The organism is Microcystis sp. 0824, from assembly GCF_003112475.1.
GTDB classification, from domain to species: domain Bacteria; phylum Cyanobacteriota; class Cyanobacteriia; order Cyanobacteriales; family Microcystaceae; genus Microcystis; species Microcystis aeruginosa_C.
Window position 1 is genome coordinate 25,285 of the sequence record NZ_BDSM01000026.1, and the last position, 12,637, is coordinate 37,921.

Here is a 12,637-nt window from a genome sequence, read left to right on the forward strand (position 1 = left end):
GTTCAAGGTGAACAGTTTTTGCCAAACCCGAAACCGCTAAACTGGTCACTGAATCAGACGAGTAAAAAAACCCATGAACAATAATATCCACGAAAACGATACCCAACGGGTGAAAATCCTCAGCGAAGCCCTACCCTATATACAAGAATTTCGCGGTCGTACTGTAGTGGTTAAATACGGTGGTGCGGCCATGAATAACAGCGATATCAAAGACACGGTCATGCGAGATATCGTTTTTCTCTCCTGTGTGGGAGTTCGTCCCGTTATTGTCCACGGCGGCGGTCCAGAAATCAACAGTTGGTTGGATAAATTAGGCATTGAACCCCAATTTAAAGACGGTTTACGCGTCACCGATGCCGACACCATGGATGTGGTAGAAATGGTGCTGGTGGGGCGCGTCAATAAAGAAATTGTGTCCCTGATCAATCAAGCCGGCGGTAAAGCGGTAGGATTATGCGGTAAGGATGGTAATCTGATCACTGCCCGTCCCGTGGGCAAAGAGGGCATTGGTTTTGTGGGAGAAGTCAGCAGTGTCGATACTAGCGTCGTCGAATCCTTGGTCAATAGTGGCTATATTCCCGTGATTTCTAGTGTGGCCGCCGATGAAACCGGCCAAGCTCATAATATCAATGCCGATACGGTAGCCGGAGAAATAGCGGCGGCTTTAGGGGCAGCTAAACTGATTTTGATGACCGATACAGCCGGAATTTTAGAGAATTATAAGGATCCTTCCACTTTATTGGCTAAATTGGATATCCAACAGGCCCGGCAGTTGATTGAAAAAGGCATCGTTGCCGGCGGGATGATTCCCAAAGTTGGCTGCTGTGTGCGATCGCTAGCCCAGGGAGTTCAGGCCGCTCATATTATCGATGGTCGTCTTCCCCACGCCCTTTTACTGGAAATTTTTACCGATCGAGGCATCGGTTCCATGATTGTGGCCTCCGGTTATACTAATCTATAGTAGTAATTACCGTACTTTTGGCTAAAAAGACTTGCCTAAAACCAGAGATCCGGTGTAGAACTAGATTAATAAAGGCGCTTCTCGCTCCCTTGTAATGGCAAAAGTCTTAGTCTTGAGTTAGTTTAGTCGGGAAGCGCAAAATCTGAAGTATTCATAGCAATTGAATTTATGACCAAACAAGCTGTAGCTCACCCGATGGTGAAGTTTCAACGCAAGGTTAGCAAGTGGATAGATGCAAAAGTAGTCAAACCTAGCGATAGTATCTGGAAACTCGCTCTTTTATATGGAGATGAGTGGGGATACTGGAAGCAAGAGTTGCTCGATTTCGGTTTCTCCATGCAAGACCCTCTCAGCGAAGTGGTAGCGGTAGAAGCTTGGGACGAAGAATAAGCGACCATCGACTCAAAAGCAGCTTTCTACCAAGATTATCGCCATGGGATCGACTCCGATTATCCTTTCCGCTCTGGTTATCTTATCCTTAAGCGCGAGTTGTTCTCCCGGGACCGAAACCCAACCACCGTCACCAGCGGTCCGTACTACTACCGTCAACGTCACCACCGCTAAACTGGCAACCATCGGACGCAATCTCGATTACACGGGAACTACCCGACCTTTAAAAGTCGTTTCTCTGCGATCGCAAGCCACCGGTCAGTTACTCAATCTCCCCGTCGAGGTGGGAGATGAGGTGCAATTAGGACAAATCCTCGCTCATGTTGATGATCGTCTCCTTGCCACCGTTGTCCGGCAAGAAAAATCGGCCCTGTCGGCCCTAGAAGCAGAATTAGCGCGGGCGAGAATTGAAGTCAGTAACGCTGAAATTGAAGTGGAGCGCCTACAACTACAATACCAACAGGCCAAAAATGATGCTGAGCGCCTGCAAAAATTAGCCCTAGAAGGGGCGATTCCCCTGCAACAGGGCGAAACAGCCCAAACCACGGCTGCAGTGGCTTTAAAAGCCGTTAATAGCGCGAGATCGAGAATTAAAGTCGAGGAACAGGTGGTGGCGGCAATTATCGGCAGAATTGCCGCCCAAAAATCGGTCATCGCTCAGGAACAACAACGTCAGGCCTACGCTATTCTTAAATCACCGGCGACGGGGATAGTTATCGAAAAACTAAAAGAGCCGGGGGATTTAGTCAGTATCGGCGATGAAGTCCTCAAAATTGGTGATTTTCAACAGGTCAAGGTAGTAGTATTATTATCGGAATTGGATTTAAAAACGATTAATTTAGGACAAACGGTTAATGTCAGCCTTGATGCTTTCGGTGAGAGAAATTTTTCCGGTCGCATCAACAGGATTTTTCCCCTCAGCCAAGGCACGGCCCGGCGGATTCCCGTGGAGATTACTCTACCCAATGGGGATGGTTTAATTAAAGGGGGATTATTGGCCCGGGTGCGGTTTAATAATAATTCTGCCCCTCAGGTGATTGTCCCCGAAACAGCAATTGTCAGTCAAGGGGAATCCTCGGCCATTTTTGTCCTTTCCGAGTCTAACTCACAAGTGCAAAAACGTCCCGTTCGTCTCGGTCAAGCGCTCGACGGTCAAGTAGAAATTATCACCGGACTTGAACCGGGGGAGCGTTTCGTCGTTAATAGTAGTAAACCTTTGCAAAATGGCGAAAAAGTCCGGGTCAGTATCCTGAGTAATCCTTGATTAGTTGGGGATTGCTAAGTAGTTAGGTGTTAAAAACTGTCAGATTACCCCCCTTATCAAGGGGGGACTAAGGGGGGATCAAGGGGGGATTAAAGGCAAAATCCATTTTTAATTTAATTATAACCAGCTACTTAATTCCTCTTGACAAAATCCCAGCACTTGACATATACTTATTTATATAATGGGAATCCGTGCCTGCCTGCGACCCCCTCATTTTCAGGCAAGATGGACTTAAGAAAATTAAATTTTGAGCGCACAGGATGCGCTTCTACTATTGGTACAATCATATTATTCTCTGGAGCGATTGCATTCGTCCTCTTTAAGGGGGAATAATAATACAATTGAGAATGCAGTCAATCCCCCCAATCTCTATGGTCAATAAACTATACTACGGTGATAACCTAGAAGTGCTGCGGAAGTATATCAAAGATGAATCGATCGATCTTTGTTATATCGATCCACCCTTTAATTCTAAACGCAATTACAACCAAATTTATAACAACTTAGGCAAGGAAGATCAAGCACAAGCACAAGCGTTTGTGGATACCTGGACATGGGATAATCACGCTAACGAAGCTTTAGAAGAAATTCAAAGCAACTATCAGGGTAAATTTACCAGTCAGACTATCGATTTAATTGACGGTTTAACCAAAGTTTTAGGTAAAGGCAGTCTTCTCGCTTATCTGGTGAGTATGACTCTGAGGATTGTGGAAATCCATCGAGTTTTAAAATCTACCGGTAGCTTTTATCTCCACTGCGATCCTACTGCTAGTCATTATTTAAAAATAGTTTTAGATACTGTTTTTTGCTCTCAGGGGGGTGATTTTAAAAATGAGATTAGCTGGAAAAGACAATCGGCCCATAGTGACGCAAAAAAGAAATTTTGTGATATCGTCGATATAATTTTTTATTATGTTAAATCTTCTCAAGCTAGTTTCTATCCTCAATACGGAGAACACGATAGTAATTATGTTGATAAATTTTATAGACATGATGATAATGATGGGAGAGGAATGTATAGATTAAGTGATATGGCTAGTCCGAATCCACGGCCAAATATGATGTATGAATGGATGGGGTTTCCTTATCCTAGTAAAGGCTGGCGTTACCAAAAAGAAACGATGCAACAGTTACACGATCAGGGTAGAATATATTATCCTCGTCATTCCGATGGTCAATTTAACACAAAAAAACGGCCACAGTTAAAAAGATATCTTAATGAGCAAGAAGGCTCTATTATTACCAATTTATGGACTGACATTCAATCTTTAAGTCCTCATGCTGCCGAAAAACTCGGTTATCCCACGCAAAAACCGGAGGCATTACTAGAAAGAATAATCAAAGCAAGTAGTAATAAAGGAGACATAATTTTAGATGCCTATTGTGGGTGTGGAACGACTATCGCTGTAGCGGAGAGATTAGAAAGAAACTGGATTGGAATTGATATAACCTATCAGAGTATTAGCTTAATGTTAAAGCGATTAGAGGACTCCTTTGGTAAAAATGTTTTAGATAAAATTGAACTGAATGGTATTCCCAAAGATCTAGAATCAGCCAAAGCATTAGCCACTAAACCGGATGATCGTACCCGCAAAGAATTTGAGAAATGGGCGGTTTTAACCTATAGTAATAACCGGGCCGTGATTAATGACAAAAAAGGGGCAGATAAAGGAATCGATGCTATTGCCTATTTTCAGGGAGATAAAGACAATCGGGAGAAAATTATTTTTCAAGTAAAATCCGGTAATGTCAAATCGGGAGACATCAGAGATCTACAGGGAACCATGACACTACAAGGGGCAGCCCTGGGTATATTTATCACCTTGAAACCCCCTAGCAAAGATATGGTTCAAACAGCCAAATCTGCGGGAATTTATCGCGGTCGTTATATGAGTCAAAGTGTCGATAAAATTGAGATTGTGACAGTACAAGAAATCCTTGAACAGAAAAAACGTCTCGATGTTATCCTCACCTTTGAAGTCCTGAAAGCTGCCGAAAAACAAAGGGAAACCCAAGGACAACAAATGAGTTTAGATATACCCTTCCCCGAATAAAAATCCTTTGTTTAAGTAGCTAGGTATTAAGTAGCTGGTTATAATTAAATTGAAGATAGATTTTGGGTTCGATCCCCCCTACCCCCCTTGATAAGGGGGGATTGAGGGGGGATTGAGGGGGAATAGGGTGATAATTTTGTTAAAATATAGGTCAGCCTTAACCTATAATTGAATTGAAAATGTATGATTCTACCTGTAAATTTATCGCCCTTGAATATTCGAGAGACTTGGCCACTTGGTTGCTGGGTAAACCCTTAGAATTAACAGAAATTAAACCCTCGGAATTGTCCCTAGAGCCAATTAGAGCCGATACTTTAATCTTTTTGGAGTCGGAAGAATTAATCTTACATATCGAGTTCCAAACCGACCCTAAAGAAGATATTCCCTATAGAATGCTAGATTATGCCACCAGACTCTATCGACGCTATCCCCGTAAACCTATCCATCAAGTGGTTATTTATCTAAGGAAAAGTGACTCCCCCACAGTCCGACAGAATGATTATAAACAAGGGAAAACCTCTCATCAATTTGAAGTGATTAGACTGTGGGAACAACCCTCGGAACCCTTATTAAAGGCCTCCGGACTGTTTCCTTTTGCCATACTCGCTCAAGCTGAGAAACAAGAAAACTTACTGCGGCAAATTGCCCAAGAAATCGAGCAAATCAGCGATAGTCGAGAACAAAGTAATCTGGCTGCATCTACCGCAATTCTAGCCGGGTTAGTATTAAAGAAAGACATCATCCAACGATTATTGAGGAAAGACATCATGAAAGAATCAGTTATCTATCAAGAAATCTGGTCCGAGGGTTTACAAGAGGGACGACAAGAGGGAGAAGCTAACCTAGTTTTACGTCAATTAAATCGGCGTGTAGGGGACATTTCTCCCGAATTACTGCCCAATATCCGCAGTCTTGACCTAGAACAGTTAGAAAACTTGGGAGAAGCTTTGTTAGATTTTCAGTCACTACAAGATTTAGAAGAATGGCTGGAAAATTGCCGAGCTAGTTAGTACAAATAAACTAAATGCGGTCTATCCATGAGAGTAGTTAACACTTTAATCTATTCCGCGGTAGAGATCGGCGATGGCTAACTCTAGGTTAATACTTGACAGGATTACGCGATCGCCTGTCTCGTAAATAGTCGTTTCCCATATCCCCAGAGAATTACGACGACGGCATTCCACGCGCTGGATTTCTTGGGAAATTAATACATATTCTTCTAAAGTTTCTATCTGTTGATAATCTTGGAATTTTTCGCCCTTGTCAAAAGCGGCCGTACTGGGGGAAAGCACTTCCGCAATTAGTTTCGGATAGCGTTTCAGATAACGATCTTGGCGATCGCGCGGATCGCAGGTAACAAAAGCATCGGGATAGTAATAAAACTGATCTTGATAGTTAACCTTGACATTACCCGAGTGAAACCTACAGTCTGTAGAGTCGCCGAAATGTTCGTCAATGACTTTGAGAAAATTGAAGGCGATGCGCTCGTGATTATCCGTACCGCCGGCCATCGCATAAACCAAACCACGTCGGTATTCATGGCGGATCTGGCTCTGGCGCTCGATAGCGAGATATTCTTGGGGACTGATGTAGTTGGGAACTGCGATCATAATCTCTAGGGGAAAGCCTACTATCAATTATAGTACGAGAATGGCTCTCTTATTCTTTGTGTGATAATTTTTGCTTATGGAATCGTGCAATGCTTATCGGGCAAGACTTTTAGGGCTATTTTTACGTTCAGCGAAGCTCAGTCGAGCCGCGGAAGAAACTATCAGTATAGACCTCGTTTCCACACAGAAACCAGAAGAGCCAAATTTCCAATACTCAGTTTAAATTTAGTACAGCTTAACCAGATTACTTGGAGTAGATAAAATCTCTGAAAAGGGGGTTTTATTCTCAGCCAAAAATTCAGAAATTGTCTCTCCTTTTCAACAACTATTTGATGTTTTGCCTCCACAGGATATGACATTTTTTCCTTCTTAGCTGAAACTGTCTTGCTTAGTATTAAGCCAGCCCCTTATTTAGTTGTAATCCGTGAAGATTTGCAATTCACTTCTCCTTCCACTGGTAAAGATTTAACATGAGAACCTTGAAACTTTTCCATATTGCTGACTCGCCACATAGACAGAGGAAAAGTAATAGCAAATAAACCAAAAACTCCCACTAAAATCCAGACGATATTGTGCATTTTACGAGAGGAAAGTTTTCTAATTTGAACATCCATTTTGTTACCTCCATAAGTTTAAGTTAAGGGTAAATAAGGAAAGATAGGATGCCATGACATAGCGGTGGCGGCAATAATGAGGGCGAAAAACCAAAAGAGAATTGTTTTAGCCTTAATCTTGCGATCTTTCCAGAGATAATGGAGTATAGGCCAACTGATTAACCAGCCAATTAATAACATAGTTTCTTTGCCGGTATAACTGCCAATATTACCCCACATTTTGCTAGGATTTTTACTGCCAGGAATCCAAGACCCTAAATTCCAGAGCAGAGTTTCTACGGTTTTTGTCTGGTCTGCATCGGAAAAATGGTGAGAAACCATCATTAAACAACAACCGATTGCGGCGCTAATAATTGCCGCAGCTGCAGGGCCAGAAGTAGCGGGAGAACGTTTGGCACCTTGGGCTAAACCTTGGGGAAATTGTTGTACAAAAGCCCAGATTTTACCGTACCAAGGGCTATCAACATAGGGTTGTGTCATGAGAGTTGCTCCTATTTTTTAAGAGTTCGTAACTGTGTAAAACCCAAAATTCCCACCGCTAAAAGTCCCATAATGGTGCTAGGTTCGGGTACAGATTCTAGGAGAAAAGCGCGGGTTTCCGTTTCTCCCAATTCATTAGTAAAAGTGCCAAAACCAATAATTTGGCCACGCCCATTAATGCCCGTGGCTTGATTTAAAACCCAACCCGTACCATTAATGACTAAATTATTTAAATCAAATAACTGGCCTTCTTGCCAAAGAGTCGCATGGGCAACTTCACTAGCAAGATTAGAAAAGCCAACAATTTGACCAGATTCGTTAATACTTAAAGCATCGCCTCGCGTACCACCAAGACTGCCTAAATTAATCAAATTGCCGTTATCCCAGAGGAATCCACTAGAGGTTAAAGTGGCTCCTGAACCATTAGTCGCTTGACCAATAACTAAGCCATTTTCGTTAAGATCTCGGGCAAAACTTTGGGCGAATCCGTTGGGAATTCCTAGATTAGTCAGGACAAAATTACCATTGGCATCCTGCTCCCAAAAAGCAGCACTGTAGACATTAGTTCCGTCCACTACACCATCGGAGTCTACATAACCAACGATTTCGGTATTGTCATTAATGGCTAAACCAAAATTTTGATCGCCGTCAAGACTAGGTAAGTTGATGCGCGTACCATCTTCCCAGAAAATAGCGTTTCTTCGATTGGTTTCAAAGATATGATAACCAGCAATCTGATTGCTGTTGTTGATGTCGATAAAATAACTTTCCAGGCCACCAAAGTTATAAATGTTGAGGTCGTAACCCCCGGAACCGTTAGGAGTCCACAATAACGCCCGGTCTGTGGGTCCGGCGGTTTCATCTCCCGCACCGACAATCATCCCTGCGTCATTAATAGAACGAGATAAACCACCGCGACCGGGGAGAGTGACGGGGGTGCCGCCATTAACTGGGCCAGTAAGGGGTAAAGCCGTTATCGTACCGTTTTCCCAGATATAGCCACTAGAAGCGGTATTACCGGCAGTGCGGGAACGACCGACGATTTGACCTTGGTTGTTAATGCTGGCTGCCCTCGTATCCGTACCATCGGGGCTGAGTGTACCCAAGTCGGTGATTTTATACATCGAACCCGCTAGGGCAGGAGACACAGTATGTAAGCCGAAAACAGTGGCTAGAACGAGCGAAAGTTGAATTTTAGTCATTTTTGAGTTGAATCAGCAAATAAGGGGTTACAGAGCCTGAATTTTGGCGACACCGAGGCCGCTAACGAGACCACCCATAGCAAAAAACATCATTGCCATCAGAGCAATGCAAGTGGCTGTTAACACCGGTCGGTTAGCTTTGTCCAAAATTGAGTCGCCGTATTTCCAGAGAATCCAAGTGCAGACCACGCCTAGGGGCAAGGTAAACAGGACGCTGAATTCGTGGTATTCCATAAGGACGTATTGACCGAGGGGCGAATTTTCTTTTAACCAAGCGCGCGCGCCGCCAAATTCTGAACCGGCTCGATAGCGCATATAGGCTAAATTACCAGTGGCGATCGCTAAAAAAGCGAGGACGGTAGCCCAGAAGGTGAGGGTTCGCATTTGCCGCAAGAGTTTGCTAGAACCTCTTAACAGGGGAAAAGCGAGGTGGCCTGCGTAAACAATGACGACTAGGGCTAATAAAGAGCCAAAACCGTGAATTGTGCCTAACCATCGCTGCCACGGACTCGGATGCAGGAGATTGACGAAGGGCAGGAATAAAAATAAGCCCGCCGAGAGGATTCCTAGCCCATAAACGCAAACGGTGGCGATATCTAGGGTTTTGGGGAAATCTATTTTTTCGGATTCTGTGGGATCAGATAACATCTGCTTCTCCTTGACGATTTGGAAAGAGTAAATGAGAAATTATCTCAATTAAGTCGAACTTTGATCAAAAAAGTCCAGAGAATACCTGTGTCCAACCATCAAAGGATTTTTAGACTCAAGTTGACGCTCAATAACGTCAAGACTAGAATTTAGACATAGACAAAGCTGGCGCTAAATGATTCTAGTAATCACTTAGCCTCAACTATGCACTGCTAAAGGAGCGACTGGCATCGCTTCTTTGGTTTAATCAGGCTCTAGACTAATTTTCTTGTCAACCATTCAGTCTAGGGCTTTTTTTTAGCCAAGTCTAGTATCAACAATATTTTTTAATAGTTGAGAATAATTCTTAACTATTTTGAAGCTAATGCTTAAATCTCTGGCACAATTGATTTTTGATGGTTTAAAAACGCTAAAAATAAGGATTAAGTGGCATAAAATATCCAAATAGACTGTTTAATTGATTACTGTTCCTTCTTAATTCTCCTGGCTACTGGCTGCTGACTCCTAACCAACCAAGATAATTTTTGATTTTTACAAGAGGTCTATTCCTAAGGGTGTCACACTACGGCTATCGGTCTTCTCCCCACTCCCCCCCGCAACGCTCACGAAGTGGTCTCCCCACTGCGGTAAACTAAATGAGATGATCCACGGGAGTTATGACTATGACCACTCACTTTATTAGTGCCGAAATCGACCTACAGGAAACCCCGCAACAACTGCAGCAAGAAATCGAAAAAGAATTAGCCAAACGGGGTGAACCCTTGCGTTGGGCAATCACAGAAGTGGATAGCGAGAATAATCAAGTCAAAGTCGAAGCGATTGTCACCACTGCCTCGTGAATTCCCGTCCCTATACCGCCGTACTAATTATTCCCACCGGCATCGGGGCAGCGATTGGCGGTTATGCTGGGGATGGCATTCCCGTGGCCAGAGCGATCGCCCAAGTTTGCGATCGCCTAATTACCCATCCCAATGTCCTTAATGGCGCACAACTGTACTGGCCTCTAGCCAACACCTATTATGTGGAGGGTTACGCTTTAGATCGTTTTGCCCGGGGGGATTGGGGATTAAGTCCCGTCCATCAAAATCGCATCGGGTTACTATTCGATCGCGCCATTGAATTTGACCTCTTGCAAAGACACCTTCAGGCTGCCGATGCTGTCCGGGCCACCCTAGGCTTAGATCTGACCGATTACCTTGTCACCGATGCCCCCTTAAATGTGCAGTTGCGAGAGGCAGCCTCCGGGGCCAGTTGGGGAACAATTGGCAATCCCGACAGCTTGCTGCGGGGAGCAGAAAAACTGATTAAGCAAGGCCGGGCGGAAGCGATCGCCATTGTTGCCCGTTTTCCCGACGATCCCGATAGCATTGCCCTGGCTAATTATCGCCATGGTCAGGGGGTGGATCCCCTTGCCGGGGCCGAAGCGGTAATTTCCCATCTGGTGGTGCGACAATTCCAAATACCGGCGGCCCACGCTCCCGCTTTAAGTCCGCTGCCCCTCGATCCGCAACTTTCCCCCAAGGCCGCGGCCGAAGAAATCGGTTATACTTTTTTACCCTGCGTTTTGGTGGGTTTGAGTCGCGCCCCCCAATTGGTCAAGCGGCCCGGTCCCGATGCTATTTGGAGCCGGGAGGTGGACGCGCTGATCGTTCCCGCCAGTGCCTGCGGCTCTAGCACAGTTTTGAGTTTTTGTCAAGAAAAAACTGTACTGATTGCTGTGCAGGAAAATAGTACAAGAATGAAGGTGGCCCCAGAACCCCTAGGGGTGAAAGCAATTAGGGTACACTCGTATATGGAGGCGATCGGTGCGATCGTTTGTCAACGGGCAGGGGTTAGCCTCGCATCTCTTCGCCCTAATTTAAACTCTTTACGCTGTTTATCCGAGAATCCGTGACTAATTCCCCTAATTCCGAATTTGATCCCCTGACACGCACACAAGTCCTCACCATTATGGCGGTAACGGCGATTATCTTGCTGGTAGTCGCCAAAGTTTGGCAATATTTCGGTGCGATCGCTATTCCCGCCATTCGCTGGACTCTCCCGGATTTCCTGTTCGGATTAGCCTTAGCGGGGGCAATTAGTGGAATTAGTGGGCTTCTCTATGGTTTTTGGCCTAGTTATCGCCATAGTGCTAACGCTTACTTACAATTAGTCATTAAACCTTTAGCTTGGCCCGATTTAATTTGGATTGGATTACTGCCGGGGTTAAGTGAAGAATTATTATTTCGCGGGGTGATTTTGCCAGCTTTGGGCTTAAATATCTTTGGTTTAACCGTTTCTAGTCTAATTTTTGGCATCCTCCATTTTAGCGGTTCCCAACAATGGCCCTATGTTATCTGGGCAACTGTTGTCGGTTTTGCCCTCGGTTATACCGTCATCATCACCGGTAATTTATTAATCCCGATCCTCGCTCATGTTATCACCAATCTCCTCGCTAGTTTTCTCTGGAAATTACAGCATAGTAATCAGTAATCAGTTATCAGTTATCAGTTATCAGTTATCAGTGGGGAAGTTATCAGTAATCAGTAATCAGTTATCAGTTATCAGTTATCAGTGACTACTCCTGTCTCCTATAAAAAATATGGAAGTGCAATTTCGCGAATTTAATCCTTTTGATGTCTGGTTTTGGCTGGAATTTTCGACAGTTCCCTCGAATATAGAACAGCAATATGTAGAAGAAGTTTTTGCCTCTTGGTTTTATTTGGGTAAATTAGGGGCTTTCAATGCCGAAAACCTACAGGTACAAGAGGTAGGAGTCGATATTAGTTATATGGAATACGATCCAGATATGGCCGAAAATGCCTTTATGTCACCGATGCACAATATGACCGATTTTGAATACTTAGGTACTTGGGGACGTTGTTGGTTTGACCTTGGTACTAGCGATCTTATTGCTTTAGATATTTTAATCAATGCCTTGACCCAATTAAGTAAGGATTTTGTCGATATTAAACGTTTAATTATCGGTGGAGAAAATCAAGATTGGCCAGTGAGCGATCGCAGTAATTATCTCTTTAGCGAATAATGAGGGTTTACTAAAAAAGTTTCTTGGTGGAGTCAGAATTATGAATTATGAATTATGAATTATGAATTATGGTTCTTCCGAACTTACACTGTAGAAGATTCCTCAAGCTACCTCTCTGCCCAGCAATGCTCTAAAGTTGATAAATATCAATCTAACAAAAACTCAAAGCCTTAGTATACAAGCTTTACAAGCACGAGTTGTTGATAGTTTTACATGACAGGTTCGGTAGAGTCTGAATTCAGGATATTATTTTTATTTATTCTCTCTTTTCCCCTTTCCCCTCTCCCCTTTCCCTTATCCCCTCTCCCATCTCCCTTATCCCTTATCCCCTCTCCCTTATCCCCAATTCCTAATTCATAATTCATAATTCATAATTCCCACTTAAATCT

Annotated in this window: 15 protein-coding genes; 9 read left to right on the top strand and 6 right to left on the bottom strand. The window is 43.8% G+C overall.

Annotated features, from left to right (window positions below; genetic code table 11):
* Positions 1 to 73: 73 nt before the first annotated feature.
* The 5 genes from argB to N0824_RS10815 all read left to right on the top strand — a co-directional run bounded on the left by argB (position 74) and on the right by N0824_RS10815 (position 5,679).
* Entirely contained in the window at positions 74 to 961 is an 888-nt protein-coding gene (gene argB / locus N0824_RS10795) for an acetylglutamate kinase (protein WP_108936770.1), read from the top strand.
* Positions 962 to 1,129: 168 nt separating this feature from the next.
* On the top strand, positions 1,130 to 1,351 hold the full coding sequence (locus N0824_RS10800) for a DUF4327 family protein (RefSeq protein ID WP_002759020.1): 222 nt from the start codon (positions 1,130 to 1,132) through the stop codon (positions 1,349 to 1,351).
* Positions 1,352 to 1,394: 43 nt separating this feature from the next.
* Positions 1,395 to 2,615: an efflux RND transporter periplasmic adaptor subunit gene (locus N0824_RS10805; protein ID WP_108936771.1), complete on the top strand. Its 1,221-nt coding sequence runs from the start codon at positions 1,395 to 1,397 to the stop codon at positions 2,613 to 2,615.
* 371 nt (positions 2,616 to 2,986) lie between these two features.
* Positions 2,987 to 4,669, top strand: coding sequence for a DNA methyltransferase (locus tag N0824_RS10810; protein WP_108936772.1), 1,683 nt, complete (start codon positions 2,987 to 2,989; stop codon positions 4,667 to 4,669).
* Positions 4,670 to 4,848: 179 nt separating this feature from the next.
* Complete coding sequence (locus N0824_RS10815) at positions 4,849 to 5,679, top strand: DUF4351 domain-containing protein (RefSeq protein ID WP_108936773.1); 831 nt, start codon at positions 4,849 to 4,851, stop codon at positions 5,677 to 5,679.
* A 45-nt stretch (positions 5,680 to 5,724) separates the two neighbouring features.
* On the opposite strand, the gene N0824_RS10820 is transcribed toward N0824_RS10815, so the two are convergent.
* The 5 genes from N0824_RS10820 to N0824_RS10840 all read right to left on the bottom strand — a co-directional run bounded on the left by N0824_RS10820 (position 5,725) and on the right by N0824_RS10840 (position 9,223).
* Positions 5,725 to 6,279: a Uma2 family endonuclease gene (locus N0824_RS10820; RefSeq protein ID WP_002762826.1), complete on the bottom strand. Its 555-nt coding sequence runs from the start codon at positions 6,277 to 6,279 to the stop codon at positions 5,725 to 5,727.
* Between the two features lie 407 nt (positions 6,280 to 6,686).
* A complete protein-coding gene (locus tag N0824_RS10825; protein ID WP_002762824.1) occupies positions 6,687 to 6,893 on the bottom strand; it encodes a hypothetical protein in 207 nt (68 codons plus the stop codon).
* A gap of 18 nt (positions 6,894 to 6,911) precedes the next feature.
* Positions 6,912 to 7,373, bottom strand: coding sequence for a hypothetical protein (locus N0824_RS10830; protein ID WP_002762822.1), 462 nt, complete (start codon positions 7,371 to 7,373; stop codon positions 6,912 to 6,914).
* Positions 7,374 to 7,384: 11 nt separating this feature from the next.
* Positions 7,385 to 8,575: a PEP-CTERM sorting domain-containing protein gene (locus N0824_RS10835; RefSeq protein WP_052275686.1), complete on the bottom strand. Its 1,191-nt coding sequence runs from the start codon at positions 8,573 to 8,575 to the stop codon at positions 7,385 to 7,387.
* A 27-nt stretch (positions 8,576 to 8,602) separates the two neighbouring features.
* On the bottom strand, positions 8,603 to 9,223 hold the full coding sequence (locus N0824_RS10840) for a hypothetical protein (RefSeq protein WP_002762819.1): 621 nt from the start codon (positions 9,221 to 9,223) through the stop codon (positions 8,603 to 8,605).
* A gap of 662 nt (positions 9,224 to 9,885) precedes the next feature.
* Between N0824_RS10840 and N0824_RS20985 the strand changes: the two genes are divergently transcribed.
* From N0824_RS20985 to N0824_RS10855, 4 genes are all read left to right on the top strand, one after another.
* Positions 9,886 to 10,062: a hypothetical protein gene (locus N0824_RS20985; RefSeq protein ID WP_002762817.1), complete on the top strand. Its 177-nt coding sequence runs from the start codon at positions 9,886 to 9,888 to the stop codon at positions 10,060 to 10,062.
* Positions 10,059 to 11,117 (top strand): DUF3326 domain-containing protein, encoded by a 1,059-nt coding sequence (locus N0824_RS10845; RefSeq protein ID WP_061430547.1) that lies wholly within the window; start codon positions 10,059 to 10,061, stop codon positions 11,115 to 11,117. The genes N0824_RS20985 and N0824_RS10845 overlap by 4 nt, the downstream gene beginning before the upstream one ends.
* Entirely contained in the window at positions 11,114 to 11,695 is a 582-nt protein-coding gene (locus N0824_RS10850; protein ID WP_108936774.1) for a CPBP family intramembrane glutamic endopeptidase, read from the top strand. Before N0824_RS10845 ends, N0824_RS10850 begins: the two co-directional genes overlap by 4 nt.
* Before the next feature lie 109 nt (positions 11,696 to 11,804).
* A complete protein-coding gene (locus N0824_RS10855; protein WP_002782647.1) occupies positions 11,805 to 12,248 on the top strand; it encodes a DUF3531 family protein in 444 nt (147 codons plus the stop codon).
* A 209-nt stretch (positions 12,249 to 12,457) separates the two neighbouring features.
* Here the strand turns inward: N0824_RS10855 and N0824_RS20990 are convergent, their stop codons facing one another.
* Positions 12,458 to 12,613 carry a hypothetical protein gene (locus N0824_RS20990; protein ID WP_199224904.1) on the bottom strand — a complete coding sequence of 52 codons (156 nt, stop codon included), beginning with the start codon at positions 12,611 to 12,613 and terminating at the stop codon, positions 12,458 to 12,460.
* Positions 12,614 to 12,637 lie beyond the last annotated feature (24 nt).